General features: G+C 65.1%; 14 protein-coding genes. 8 read left to right on the top strand and 6 right to left on the bottom strand.

From position 1 onward, the window contains the following. Positions 1-68: 68 nt before the first annotated feature. Together ACYAF3_RS21105 and ACYAF3_RS21100 are read right to left on the bottom strand one after the other, a co-directional pair. Positions 69-308 carry a glutaredoxin family protein gene (locus ACYAF3_RS21105; protein ID WP_003113967.1) on the bottom strand — a complete coding sequence of 80 codons (240 nt, stop codon included), beginning with the start codon at positions 306-308 and terminating at the stop codon, positions 69-71. 45 nt (positions 309-353) lie between these two features. Next, positions 354-911, bottom strand: coding sequence for a TetR/AcrR family transcriptional regulator (locus tag ACYAF3_RS21100; RefSeq protein ID WP_003103255.1), 558 nt, complete (start codon positions 909-911; stop codon positions 354-356). 165 nt (positions 912-1,076) lie between these two features. On the opposite strand from ACYAF3_RS21100, the gene ACYAF3_RS21095 reads away from it, so the two are divergent. The 4 genes from ACYAF3_RS21095 to opdQ all read left to right on the top strand — a co-directional run bounded on the left by ACYAF3_RS21095 (position 1,077) and on the right by opdQ (position 4,922). After that, complete coding sequence (locus ACYAF3_RS21095; protein WP_003116471.1) at positions 1,077-1,673, top strand: glutathione S-transferase family protein; 597 nt, start codon at positions 1,077-1,079, stop codon at positions 1,671-1,673. Positions 1,674-1,689: 16 nt separating this feature from the next. Next, entirely contained in the window at positions 1,690-2,622 is a 933-nt protein-coding gene (locus ACYAF3_RS21090) for a pyridoxamine 5'-phosphate oxidase family protein (protein WP_031756487.1), read from the top strand. Further along, positions 2,622-3,488, top strand: coding sequence for an MBL fold metallo-hydrolase (locus ACYAF3_RS21085; RefSeq protein ID WP_003109616.1), 867 nt, complete (start codon positions 2,622-2,624; stop codon positions 3,486-3,488). The genes ACYAF3_RS21090 and ACYAF3_RS21085 overlap by 1 nt, the downstream gene beginning before the upstream one ends. Before the next feature lie 168 nt (positions 3,489-3,656). Beyond that, entirely contained in the window at positions 3,657-4,922 is a 1,266-nt protein-coding gene (opdQ, locus tag ACYAF3_RS21080; RefSeq protein WP_003091257.1) for a porin OpdQ, read from the top strand. 184 nt (positions 4,923-5,106) lie between these two features. On the opposite strand, the gene ACYAF3_RS21075 is transcribed toward opdQ, so the two are convergent. Further along, entirely contained in the window at positions 5,107-6,315 is a 1,209-nt protein-coding gene (locus tag ACYAF3_RS21075) for an ammonium transporter (RefSeq protein ID WP_003091258.1), read from the bottom strand. A 469-nt stretch (positions 6,316-6,784) separates the two neighbouring features. Here ACYAF3_RS21075 and ACYAF3_RS21070 point away from each other — a divergent pair, with 469 nt between their 5' ends. The 4 genes from ACYAF3_RS21070 to ACYAF3_RS21055 all read left to right on the top strand — a co-directional run bounded on the left by ACYAF3_RS21070 (position 6,785) and on the right by ACYAF3_RS21055 (position 9,283). After that, positions 6,785-7,114 carry an ElaB/YgaM/YqjD family protein gene (locus tag ACYAF3_RS21070; RefSeq protein ID WP_003091262.1) on the top strand — a complete coding sequence of 110 codons (330 nt, stop codon included), beginning with the start codon at positions 6,785-6,787 and terminating at the stop codon, positions 7,112-7,114. A gap of 3 nt (positions 7,115-7,117) precedes the next feature. Beyond that, the gene (locus tag ACYAF3_RS21065) at positions 7,118-7,498 is read left to right on the top strand and encodes a phage holin family protein (protein WP_003091263.1); all 381 of its coding nucleotides are present in this window, start codon (positions 7,118-7,120) and stop codon (positions 7,496-7,498) included. Between the two features lie 13 nt (positions 7,499-7,511). Continuing rightward, the gene (locus ACYAF3_RS21060; RefSeq protein ID WP_003103249.1) at positions 7,512-7,835 is read left to right on the top strand and encodes a hypothetical protein; all 324 of its coding nucleotides are present in this window, start codon (positions 7,512-7,514) and stop codon (positions 7,833-7,835) included. A gap of 116 nt (positions 7,836-7,951) precedes the next feature. Continuing rightward, positions 7,952-9,283 (top strand): deoxyguanosinetriphosphate triphosphohydrolase, encoded by a 1,332-nt coding sequence (locus ACYAF3_RS21055; RefSeq protein WP_003091265.1) that lies wholly within the window; start codon positions 7,952-7,954, stop codon positions 9,281-9,283. A gap of 10 nt (positions 9,284-9,293) precedes the next feature. Here ACYAF3_RS21055 and ACYAF3_RS21050 read toward each other — a convergent pair whose 3' ends face one another. From ACYAF3_RS21050 to ACYAF3_RS21040, 3 genes are all read right to left on the bottom strand, one after another. Then, positions 9,294-11,519 carry an ATP-binding protein gene (locus ACYAF3_RS21050; protein WP_031756485.1) on the bottom strand — a complete coding sequence of 742 codons (2,226 nt, stop codon included), beginning with the start codon at positions 11,517-11,519 and terminating at the stop codon, positions 9,294-9,296. A gap of 13 nt (positions 11,520-11,532) precedes the next feature. After that, entirely contained in the window at positions 11,533-12,156 is a 624-nt protein-coding gene (locus ACYAF3_RS21045) for a response regulator transcription factor (protein WP_003091268.1), read from the bottom strand. A gap of 425 nt (positions 12,157-12,581) precedes the next feature. Continuing rightward, the gene (locus ACYAF3_RS21040) at positions 12,582-12,926 is read right to left on the bottom strand and encodes a YggL 50S ribosome-binding family protein (RefSeq protein ID WP_003091271.1); all 345 of its coding nucleotides are present in this window, start codon (positions 12,924-12,926) and stop codon (positions 12,582-12,584) included. Positions 12,927-12,945 lie beyond the last annotated feature (19 nt).

Below are 12,945 nucleotides of genomic sequence, written 5' to 3'. Positions count from 1 at the left end.
CGCAGTCCGGTTTGCGCATAGAGCGCGGGGTTACCAGCGGTGCCGCGCTTAGCGCGAATGAATAGGCATCAGCAGCTGAGGAAGGCTGCGACCTGCTCGGCCTCGAACGGCCAGTTCAGCTCGGCGCCATTGTCGCAGCGGCGCAGCACCGGGATCCGCAGGCCATAGTGCTCGACCCAGGCTTCGTCGTCGGCGATGTCCACCAGTTCGACCAGCAGGCCATGTTCGACGAAGGGCATCAGCACCGCCTCCGCGACTTCGCAGAGGTGGCAACCGAGGGTTCCGAAGAGTTGGCATTCCGGGGGCATCGAAAGGACCTGTGCAGTGTTTCGCGGCGATGGTAGCACCCGCGCTCAGATGCCAGCGACCTGCAACAGACTTTCGGCCGCCTGCCGGGCCTCGCGAGCCTGATCCGCCGGCCCATGAATGTGCGCCATCACCAGGGCGCCCTCCATTAGGTATTGCAACTGCCGCGCAAGCAGTGCCGCCGAACGCGCGCCCAGGCGCTCCAGCTGGCGCTGGAAATAGGCTTCAACGAAGGCCTTTTGCTCGGCCGCCTGGCGATGGATCGGATGCGAGCGCTCATGGAACTCGGCGGCGGCATGGATGAAGGCACAGCCACGGAACGCCTCGTCCTGGAGGAACTCCTGCAGACCATCGAACACCGCCAGGATCGCCGCTCGCGGCTGCAACCGTGCCTCGGCTTCGAGCATGCGTTCGGCGGTGCGCTGCCGACGCACCTCCAGGGCGGCCATGATCAGTTCGTCCTTCGAGCGAAAGTGCTTGTACAGCGTCATCTTCGCCACCCCGGATTCGGCCAGGATGCGGTCGATGCCGGTGGCGTGGTAACCCTCGCGATAGAACAGGTCGACGGCGGTGCTGAGCAGTTGCTCGCGTTTGCGGGATGTCATGGAAAGCCTCCTGAGCGGCCCATTATGCGCGACCCTGCCGCCCCCTTGAACCGCTCTGCGTCGCTCCCCGGACGAATACCGACGGAAAAAGGCGAACGCGCGCCTTGAAATATACAGACCTGTCTGTCTAATATCCAGGCACCAATACCCGCCTGGAACCCTCAGATGAAACTCCATGACCTGGATCTCTCCGGCAACGCCTACAAGGTCCGCCTGTTCCTCTCCCTCATCGGCCGCGAGGCGACGCTGCGGCCGGTCGATTTCCTCAACCGCGAGCACAAGACCCAGGCCTTCCTCCGCATGAATCCCCGCGGACAGATCCCGGTGCTGGAAGACGGCGAGCTGCAACTGGGCGACTCCCACGCCATTCTCGTCTATCTGGCACGACGCCATGCCGGCCCCGAGTGGTATCCGCTCGACCCCGTCAGCCAGGGCCGCATCGCCTACTGGCTCAGCTATTCGGCCAACGAGGTGCAGAACGGCCCGGCCAGCGCCCGGCTGATCACTCGCTTCAACCTGCCGCTGGATCGCGAGCAAACCCACCAGCGAGGCCTGGAAGTGCTGCGCCTGGTCGACCGGCACCTAGCCGAGCATCGCTGGCTGGCCCAGGGCGAACAGCCGAGCATCGCCGACGTGGCCCTCTACCCCTACCTGGCCCTCGCCCCCGAAGGCGGCCTGGCGCTGGACCACTACCCGGCGCTGAACGCCTGGATCGCCCGCATCCGCGCGCTGCCCGGCTACATCCCGATGCCCGGCCTGTAGCTCGGCAGGAGGCAGCATGAGCCAGGAACAGAGTCCCTTCCACACCGGCGAACTGGCGATCCAGGAACGCGCCGGCGTTCGCGAACAGGTCGCCGGCTTCGGCAGCCGCGCGATCCGCACCTTCATGCCGGACCAGCACCGGGAGTTCTTCGCCCTGCTATCGCTGTTGCTGGTGGGCAGCCTCGACGCCGACGGCTACCCCAGCGCCTCGGTGCTCTGGGGCCCCCCCGGCTTCGCCCGTTCGCCGGAACCGACCCGCCTGCGCATCGACAACCTGCCGCAAGCGGACGATCCGCTGGCGGCCAATCTCGAGGCTGGCACCCGCCTCGGCATCCTCGGCCTGGAATGGCCGACCCGCCGCCGCAACCGCATGAATGGACGGGTCCTGGCGCGGGACGGAAAGGGTTTCACGGTCGGCGTCGAGCAATCCTTCGGAAACTGTCCCAAGTACATCCAGGCGCGCAGCCATCAGCCCGTCTCCAGGATCGCAAGTCCCGCATTGCAGGGCGAAGGACTCGATCCACGCTGGCTGTCGCTGGTCTCGTGCAGCGATACGCTGTTCATCGCCAGCCAGCATGCCGACCCGCTCAGAGGCGGCGTCGACGTCTCCCATCGGGGCGGGCCGCCGGGCTTTCTCCGGCTCGGCGCGGATGGCCGCCTGTGGTTGCCCGACTATGCCGGCAACCGCCTGTTCAATACCCTCGGCAACCTGCTCCAGGATCCTCGCTGCGGCCTCCTGTTCATCGATTTCGACAATGGCGACCTGCTGCACCTGCACGCCGAGGCCGAGCTGTTCTGGCCGGGTTCGCAGCCATCCATCCCCTGGCCCGCCGGCGCCGAGCGCCTGCTGGCGTTGCGCCCCGCAGGCTGGCGCTGGCGGCGCGGCCGCCTGCCGCTGGCATTCGGCGAGCCCCAGCCATCCCCTTTTCTTCCTCCCGGTGAATCTTGATGCCTTTCCTGTATCGCCTTGCCTCGTTGTTGATCGCCCTCCTCGTCCTGCCGGTGCAGGCGGCGGAAATGCGAGTCGCCCTGTTGCGCACCTCGGGAGTGGAAACCCTCGATGCGCTCACCGTCGACGGCGGCTCCTGGGTGCGCCGGGTGCCGCTCAGCCATACCGCGGTGCTGATCGAGCACCACGCCGCCACCCTGCTCTTCGACACTGGCCTGGGGCGCGACATCGACGCCCAGTTCCGCGCCGACATGCCTTGGTGGGCAGCGCCGCTGTTCGCTTACCAGAAAGTCGTCCCGGCGCGCGACCAACTGGACGCAGCCGGTATTCGCGTCGATCGCATCCTGCTGTCCCACGCACACTGGGATCACGCCTCGGGCCTGGTCGACTTCCCCGAAGTACCGGTCTGGGCACCCTACGAGGAGATCGCCTTCAGCCGCATCGCCACCCCGCCGGCCGCCTTCCCCAGCCAATTCCGCCATGGCGTGCGCTGGCGACCTTACAGCTTCGATCCGCAGCCGTTCATGGGCTTCGACGAAAGCCTCGACCTGTTTGGCGACGGCCGCCTGGTGCTGGTCCCCCTGCCCGGCCATACGCCCGGCTCGGTCGGTCTGTTCGTCACCCTCGACAGCGGGCGCCGGCTGTTCTTCAGCGGCGACACCAGTTGGCGACTCGAAGGCGTCGAAGGCCCACGGCAGAAATTCTTCGCCGGCCGCGCCCTGGTCGATCGCGATCCCGCGCGCACCCTCGCGCAACTGGCGAAGATCCGCCTGCTGCTCCGCAGCGACCCGCGCCTGAGCGTGATTCCGGCGCACGATGCGCGGGTCCAGGCCGCCCTGGGCTACTTCCCGCACTGGCTGGAATAGCGGGAAAGCCCGTCCTAGACAGGGTTCGTGCCAATTCGCGGCCACCCTCGACTAATGTCTAACAGTGGCCGTCTTCCTGTAGTGCTTAAGTAACCGGGCTGTCACAGGCCGACGTGGCGTCACGCCGCCGCCATCGGCCTGCCCCAAGCGCTCGAGGAGACAATAACAATGAGCATGACCCCGATCGCCCGTGCCGTGGCTTTTGCCGCGCTGGGTTCCAGCATTACCGTCCCAACCCTGGCCCATGCCGAGTTCATCAAGGACAGCAAGGCCAGCATCGAACTCCGCAACTTCTACTTCAACCGTGATTTCCGCCAGGAAGGCGCCAGCCAGTCCAAGGCCGAGGAATGGGCCCAGGGCTTCCTCCTGCGCTACGAGTCCGGTTACACCGAGGGCACCATCGGTTTCGGCGTCGACGCCATCGGCCTGCTCGGGGTGAAGCTCGATTCCAGCCCCGACCGCAGCGGCACCGGCCTGCTCAAGCGCGACCGCGAGACCGGCCGCGCCCAGGACGACTATGGCGAGGCAGGGATCACCGCCAAGCTGCGGGCGTCGAAGAGCACCCTGAAGATCGGCACCCTGACCCCCAAGCTGCCGGTGATCATGCCCAACGACAGCCGCCTGCTGCCACAGACCTTCCAGGGCGGCGCGCTGAACTCCATGGAGATCGACGGCCTGACCCTCGACGCCGGGCGCCTGAAGAAGGTCAACCAGCGCGACTCCTCGGACAACGAGGACATGACCATCACCGGTGGCGGCAAGCGCAACATCGTGGTCCGTTCCGGGCTGACTTCGGACAAGTTCGACTTCGCCGGCGGCAGCTACAAGTGGACCGACAACCTCAGCACCAGCTACCACTACGGCAAGCTCGACAACTTCTACAAGCAGCATTACCTCGGCCTGGTGCACACCCTGCCGATCGCCGACAAGCAGTCGCTGAAATCCGACATCCGCTGGGCGCGCTCCACCGACGACGGTTCCAGCAACGTCGACAACAAGGCGCTCAACGCCATGTTCACCTACAGCCTCGGCTACCACGCCTTCGGCGTCGGCTACCAGAAGATGAGCGGCGACACCGGCTTCGCCTACATCAACGGCGCCGACCCCTACCTGGTGAACTTCATCCAGATCGGCGACTTCGCCAACAAGGACGAGAAATCCTGGCAGGCGCGCTACGACTACAACTTCGCCGGCGTCGGCATTCCCGGCCTGACCTTCATGACCCGCTACGTCAAGGGCGACAACATCGACCTGCTGACCACCTCGGGCGAAGGCAAGGAATGGGAACGCGACATGGACATCGCCTACGTGTTCCAGAGCGGCCCGTTGAAGAACCTCGGGGTGAAGTGGCGCAACGCGACCATGCGCACCAACTACACCAACGACTACGACGAAAATCGCCTGATCGTCAGCTACACGCTGCCGCTCTGGTAACGGCAGGCCCCGCGGATAGCCGCGCTACGGCCATCCGCCCCTCCCCAGAGCCCCGCGGCGGAACGAAGAGGCCACCCTTGGGTGGCCTCTTTCATGGCGGGATGCCTCGCTCGCAGCGTGCAGGACGGATAGCGCCTGGGGCGTTATCCGCCGATACCCCACCGGACCAAGGAAGTCCGCCCCCTCATTCGTGGCTGATCGCGCCGATCTTGTGGATCGACAGGTCCGCGCCGTAGTACTCCTCCTCCTGGCTCAAGCGGATGCCCAGCAGCGCCTTCATCAGCCCATAGACCAACAGGCCGCCGGCGAAAGCCACCGTCACCCCCAGCAGGCTGCCGAGCGCCTGGCTGGCCAGGCTCACCCCGCCGAGCCCACCCAATGCCTGCTGGCCAAAGATGCCGCAGGCAATCCCGCCCCAGACCCCGCAAAGACCGTGCAACGGCCAGACACCGAGGACGTCGTCGATCTTCCAGCGCACCTGGGTCGCGGTGAACGCCCAGACGAACAGGGCCCCCGCTACCAGGCCGGTAGCCAGCGCGCCGATCGGATGCATCAGGTCGGAACCGGCGCACACCGCCACCAACCCGGCCAGCGGACCGTTGTGCAGGAAACCCGGGTCGTTGCGGCCGATCAGCAGCGACGCCATGGTGCCGCCAACCATCGCCAGCAAGGAGTTGACCGCCACCAGCCCGCTGACCCCAGCGAGGGTCTGGGCGCTCATCACGTTGAAGCCGAACCAGCCGATGATCAGGATCCACGACCCCAGTGCCAGGAACGGGATGCTCGACGGCGCCATCGCCACCAGCTTGCCGTCGCGATAGCGGCCGTTGCGGCTGCCCAGCAATAGCACCGCCGCCAATGCCAGCCAGCCGCCCAGCGCATGCACCACCACGGAGCCGGCGAAATCGTGGAAGGGCGCGCCGAACTCCAGCTTCAGCCATTCCTGCAAGCCGAAATTGCCGTTCCACACCAAGCCTTCGAAAAACGGGTACACGAAGGCCACGATCAGCGCCGTGGCGCACAACTGCGGACCGAACCTGGCACGCTCGGCGATGCCGCCGGAGATGATCGCCGGGATTGCCGCGGCGAAGGTCAGCAGGAAGAAGAACTTCACCAGCGCATAGCCACTGTCCACGGTCAGCGCCGCCGCCGGATGGAAGAAAGTCACGCCGTAGGCAATCCAGTAGCCGACGAAGAAATAGGCCAGCGCCGAGATGGCGAAGTCGGACAGAATCTTCGACAGGGCGTTGACCTGGTTCTTCAGGCGCACGGTGCCCACCTCGAGGAAGGCGAAGCCGGCGTGCATCGCCAGCACCATCACCGCTCCGAGCAGGATGAACAGGGTATTGGAGCCGTGGATCAGGACTTGCACCGCACTATTCAGGTTATCCATGGATTGAGGCAGCCTTCGCGCGTAGAGAGAAAGCACCAGAAACGCCCACGCCCGCCCTTCAACGCACCATGACGAAGCAGTAGTCGTCGTGCGAACCGCCGCTTTTCTTCGGCAGACGTTTCGCAAGGTGCCTGAGGCAGCATGGAAAGCTCCCGGACTTTCCTTGATTTTCATTGGGTTGGACGTTCATCCCGAAGTACCCTCCGGGAGCGCCTGGCGCCCTCGCAAGGGGCATTCCGGCCGACGTGCGCACCAGGGAATTGCAAGCGCCATACCAGTTCGCGCCCCGTTGCGAGGCAGCCGGATGGGCGTCATCTCGCCGCAGCCGCGCCGACAGGCACGCTGTGGCAGTCTTTAATGAAAGGAACGCCGGGAGCGACCGGCAACGCGCGGAAATTACCCACCGGTTGAACCTTCCGCCCCGCGCTCGGCTCGAAAAAAACACACCCCATGACCAGAGGAGCTCGTCATGCCCCGCAAGACCACTGCAAACGCTGCAAAGGATGAACTGTTGGCTGAATTCCAGGCACTGGTCGCCGATACCGAGAAACTCCTGCAAAGCACCGCCGACGTGGCGGGCGACCAGGCCGAAGAAATCCGCGGCAAGATCCACGACAGCCTCAAGCGCGCTCGCGATACCTTGCGCGACACCAAGGACTCGCTGAAGGACAACGTCCGCGAACGCAGCCAGGCCGCGGTGGACGCCACCGAGGTGTACGTCGGCGAACACCCCTGGCAGAGCATCGGCATCGCCGCCGGCGTCGGCTTCCTGCTTGGCCTGTTGGTCAGCCGGCGCTGAGCCATGAGCGAAGGAAAGGACCCGGCGGACGGCCGCCCCTCCCTGCGGCGCTTCGGCGCCGCCTTCCTCGGCCTGTTGCACGGTCACGTCGAGCTGTTCGGCATCGAGCTGCAGGAACAGAAGGCCAACACCCTGCGCCTGCTGCTGTTCGCCGGGCTGGCCCTGGTATTCGCCCTGCTCCTGCTGGTCGGCCTGTCGCTGCTGGTGCTGATCGTGTTCTGGGACACCAACCGGCTCGCAGCGGCGCTCGGGTTGTGCCTGTTTTACGTGATCGGCTCGCTGTTCTGCGGCTGGCGCCTGTACCAGTCGATCAACGACGAAAGCTCGCCGTTCAGCGCCACCCTGGAAGAACTGGCCAACGACCGCGAGCGACTGCTGCCATGACAAGGAAACGCGCATGAGCCAACTACCGGTGAACGCGACCGGCCTGTCGCGTCGCGAATTGCGCAAGGCGGTGATCCGCCTGCGCCTGGAAATGCAGCGCCAGCAATTGCGCCGCGAAAGCCAACTGCTGGTGCAACCCTTCCGCCAGGCCCAGGGGCTGGGCCACAACCTCAGCCAGCAACTGTTCGGCGGTGGCAATGCGGCGCTCTGGGGCGCCGGCGGAGCCGCACTGCTGGGCGTCCTGCTTGGCAAGGGCGGACGCTGGCAGCGTCTGCTGCGCCTGGGCGTCGCCCTGGCCCCGCTGTTGCTCGGCCTGCGCAAGCAGAAAGGCCGTTGAAGGATGCGCCGACCGGCAACGGTCGGCGCCCTCCGTTTCCCCAACGCGACGATTGAGCTTGCCGAGGCAAACCGTTAGCGTGTCCGCATCGCCTCAGCGCATCCCTGGAATTCCCGATGGACTGGCAGACCCTGCTCACCCGCGAACGGCTCGGAAAGCCGGTACACAGCAACGATGAACTGGGCCGCAGCGCCTTCCACAAGGACCATGACCGGATCATCTTCTCCGGCGCGTTTCGCCGCCTCGGACGCAAGACCCAGGTCCATCCGGTCTCCAGCAACGATCACATCCACACCCGCCTGACCCACTCCCTGGAAGTCGCCTGCGTCGGCCGCTCGCTGGGCATGCGGGTCGGCGAGATTCTCCGCGAGGAACTACCCGAGTGGTGCGACCCCAGCGACCTCGGGGTCATCGTCCAGTCGGCCTGCCTGGCCCACGACATCGGCAACCCACCGTTCGGGCACTCCGGCGAAGACGCGATCCGCAACTGGTTCCAGCAAGCCGCCGGACGTGGCTGGCTGGACGAGATGAGCGACGCCGAGCGTTCCGACTTTCTCCACTTCGAAGGCAACGCCCAGGGCTTCCGGGTCCTCACCCAACTGGAATACCACCAGTTCGACGGCGGCACGCGGTTGACCTACGCCACCCTGGGCACCTACCTGAAGTACCCCTGGACCTCGCGCCACGCCGAAGCGCTGGGCTACAAGAAGCACAAGTTCGGCTGCTACCAGAGCGAACTGCCGCTGCTCGAGCAGATCACCCATAAGCTCGGCATGCCGCAACTCGACGACGAGCGCTGGGCTCGCCATCCGCTGGTCTACCTGATGGAAGCGGCGGACGACATCTGCTACGGCCTGATCGACCTCGAAGACGGCCTGGAAATGGAGCTGCTCGAATACAGCGAGGTCGAGGCGCTGTTGCTCGGCCTGGTCGGCGACGACCTGCCCGACACCTATCGCCAACTCGGCCCCAGGGACTCCCGCCGGCGTAAACTGGCGATCCTCCGCGGCAAGGCCATCGAGCACCTGACCAATGCCGCCGCCCGTGCCTTCGTCGACCAGCAGCAGGCCCTGCTCGCCGGGCAGCTTGCCGGCGACCTGGTGGAACACATGCATGGCCCGGCCAAGCTCTGCGTGCAGCGGGCCAAGGCCATCGCGCGGGAAAAGATCTTCCAGGACAAGCGCAAGACCCTCCACGAGATCGGCGCCTACACCACTCTGGAGATCCTCCTCAACGCCTTCTGTGGCGCCGCGCTGGAGCAATACGGCGGGCATACGCCGTCGTTCAAGAACCGGCGCATCCTCGACCTGCTCGGACGCAACGCGCCCGACCCGCAGTGGCCGCTGTACCGCGCCTTCCTCCAGGTGATCGATTTCATCGCCGGCATGACCGACAGCTACGCCACGGAAATGGCCCGGGAAATGACCGGACGCTCGAGCCCCTCCTGAAAGGAAGGGCTCATACCGCAGCGCCCGCCAACTGCTCCTGGAGTTCCTCCTGCAACGCCTCCAGGGCCAGCCGGAGTCTTTCGCCAGGCGTCTGCAGGCACTCCCCGTCGCCACTTCGCCGGCAGGCGTCCTCCAGGGCCTCGCAGGCCTCCAGCAGGGTACGCGCCCCGATCATCCGTGCGGCGCCCTTGATGCGGTGGGCATGCTCGGCGAGCCGGGTCCTGTCGCTCTCGCGCAGGAGGATGGCAAGGCGCTGGAGGTCCTGACGGTTGCTGCCTAGCAGGGTCTCCAGCAGTTCGCGCAGCCGTTCCGGGCGGCCGCCGCCGAGGCTGCTGAGAGCGGCTGCATCATAGAGCCCCCGGGGCTGCGCGGCGTCGCGTCCGAAAGAGGTCGCGAGGTAGTTGCGCAGGGTCTCCAGGCCGAGCGGCTTGAACAGGCAATCATCCATGCCCGCGTCGCGGCAGCGCTGTACCTCGTCCGGCTCGGCGTCGGCGGTATAGCCGAGGATCAGGATCGGCGCGCGTCGCTCGCACCGTTCCTGGATGCGTATCCTGCGTGCCAGCTGATAGCCGTTCAGGCGCGGCATGTTGCAGTCGCTGATCAGCACCTCGAAGCGCTCGTCGGCCCAGAGCTCCAGCGCCACCTGGCCATCCTCCGCTTCCGCCACCCGGTGGCCGAGAAACTCCAGTTGCTGGCGCAGCAGTACCCGGTTGGGCGGATAGTCGTCGGCGATGAGGATATGCAGGCGGGGAGACGGCTCCATGGATGCTGCCAGCGGGTCCTGGCCGGATTCAGGCATTTTCGGCCCGCACTGGCGCAAGAGCAGGTCGAGCGACACCCGGGTGCCTTTGCCCGGCTCGCTGTGCATCTCGACATCGCCGCCCATGAGGTCCACCAACTTCCGACAGATCGCCAGCCCAAGGCCGGTCCCGCCCTGCACCGTGCGTCCCTTGGCCACCTGGATGAAAGGCTGGAACAGGCGCGCCTGGTCCGCCGGAGCGATACCGATACCGGAATCCTCCACGTCCACCCGGACGATCACCCTCCCCTCGTCCAGGCTCCTTTCCTGGAGACGGATCGTCACCTGTCCCCGCTCGGTGAACTTGATCGCATTGCTCACCAGGTTGGAGAGCACCTGCTTGAAGCGCAGGGGATCGATCAGCACGTCCCGTCCCGGGGCATCGTCCAGCTCCACAACGAGCCTGAGGCCTTTCTGCCGGGCCAGGCCTTCGAACATGCGGCGCACCGACTCCACGACATGGCGCAGGCGAACCCGCTCGGGCGTGAGGGTCAGGTGACCGGACTCGATCTTGGCGACGTCGAGGATGTCGCCGATGAGCAGTTGCAGCGACCCCGCTGCCTCGTAGGCGACCTCCAGCGAGGCGCGTTCGCGCTGCTCCGGCGCCAGGCGCTGCAGGACCAGTTCGAGGATGCCGATGACCGCATTCATCGGCGTACGGATCTCGTGGCTCATGGTCGCCAGGAAGACGCTCTTCGCCCGATTCGCCTCGTCCGCCTGGCGCATCGCCTCGCGCAACTGGCGGGCCAGGCGCTCCCGTTCGGTGATGTCGATCCAGCCGTTCATCAGGCCGAGCATCCGGCCCTGGCGATCCCTGTAGGGCGTGACCCAATGGTGGATCTCCAGCAATTGCCCGCCGATGCGCACCGCCATGTCGGTGAAGCTCGCCGTTCCTCCCCGAGCCACCGCCAGGCACTGCTGGTGCATGAGCCGTGCCTTGCTGCCCTCGACCCAGTCGGAATCGGTCAACAGGGTGCCGCGGGCCTGCTCTCGGGTCATCCGCAGGCTTTCCAGGTAATTGCGGTTGCAGGCCAGCAGGCGACCGTCGAGCGTGCGGATGCTCACCGGGTAGGGAATCCCGTCGACCAGCGCCTGCTTCAATGCCAGGCGGCCGCTCAGGTCGGCTTCGGTACGTTGCCAACGCCTGAGCCTGAGCTGCAGGACGGTATTCCAGCCCAGGCATCCGACGCAGACCAGGCAGGCCACCAGCAGGCCGAGCACCAGGCTGGAAGGGGATGGCGAGCTCAGCCCGTCGGCAGCCTGGCGTAGCGGCGCTTCGTCGACCACATCGGCGTCCCCCGGACGATCCGGAGCGGGAATCCGGAGCATGGAAGAATATTCGCCAGCCGTCGCCCTCGCCGGAACGGCATATCCCGCCATGCAGGCGAATATGAGAAGCAGGCCGAGCATGCACGCACTGCGTTTCTGGAACTTCATTCGGTTCCGGCCCTTAGATAAGCGTATTGCGTTTGGCGAACTCGATGAGATCCACCAGCGAGCCGGCGTTCAACTTCAACAACAAGCGCGCCTTGTAAGTGCTGACGGTCTTGTTGCTGATAAACATCTGCTCGGATATCTGCTTGTTCGAATAACCCTGGCTGAGGTATTGCAATACCGATACTTCGCGATCGGACAGGCGTCCGAGCAATTCCACATCGTCGGAATAGGCGCCCTGTTGCACAGGACGCATGGCCGAGCTGGGAAAGTAACTGTATCCCGAGGCGACCGCATTCACCGCCGTCACCAGTTCGGCCAGTCCGCCCTGCTTGCAGACGAACCCGGCGGCGCCCGCCTGCATGCTGCGCAGGGCGAAGAGCGAGGCGCTCTGGCCGGTCAGGACGAGGATCTTCAGGGGCAACGCCAGCACCATCAGGCGGCTGATGACCTCGAGGCCGTCCAGCCTGGGAATGCCGATATCGAGGATGACCAGGTCCGGCTTCAGCTCCCGCCCGAGGCTGATGGCATCCACGCCATTATCGGTATCGCCGACGATCTGGTGCCCTTCGGCTTCCAGCAACATCTTCATGGCCATGCGAATCACGGGATGATCGTCGACTATCAGGATACGGCTCATTGTCTGATTTCCTTGCCAATAAAAATTCAGAAAAAATTCTCCTGAGCAAGATATAGACGGGAGCCATATTGTCGAGATACTCGATGGCAACTCATATACTTTAAGGAATATTCTCACGGAAACTTAATTTATTTCTTACGGCGAATTCAAAACCTCGTATATTGCCAAGCAATTGGCCTGGTTATCTGCATGAAAAACACCCGCATATATACGCGCCTTCCCGGCTCGTTATCTGCCAGAGCGAGTTGAATAGTTCGTCAGGGGTTTCGGAGTATTGCTATCCGCATGTACGGCCACAAGCCGCCGACATGCCTTGGCAGGGCAAAGGGAAGCACGACGGGCGCCGGGCCAGATAGCGCCGGAGCAGGATTGAAAGGGAGGGAAGACGCGACCGCCATCCTCGGGCGGGATGGCGGCGCTATCGCTTAGAGCTTCGGCAGGACAGGCTGTTCCGGGTACCAGGCGTCGACCAACGCGCCGACCTCGACGCTGGCCAGTTCCGGTTGCTGCTTCAACCAGGCCTCGATCAGGGCCCGCTGCTCTTCATTGACCGAGCCACGGCGCGCCAGGCAGACGAAACCGAATTCGTCGCAGCCGCCATAGGTCAGTTCGTTGGCTTCGATCGCCTGATCGATGAAGCGCAACATGAAAGCGTTCACCGCATCGGCATCCACGCCTTCCTTGTAGTGGAAGTTCAATTCGAAACCCAGCTCCTGGAATTCATCGACGCACAATTTCTTGCGCAGGCGGCGGGAACGATTAGTAGCCATGGCGGCATCTCCTGGATTG

The sequence above is a fragment of the Pseudomonas sp. TZ252 genome, from assembly GCF_056110345.1.
The sequence above is the reverse complement of the archived record's forward strand: the minus strand, read 5'-3'. Positions and strand labels throughout refer to the sequence as shown.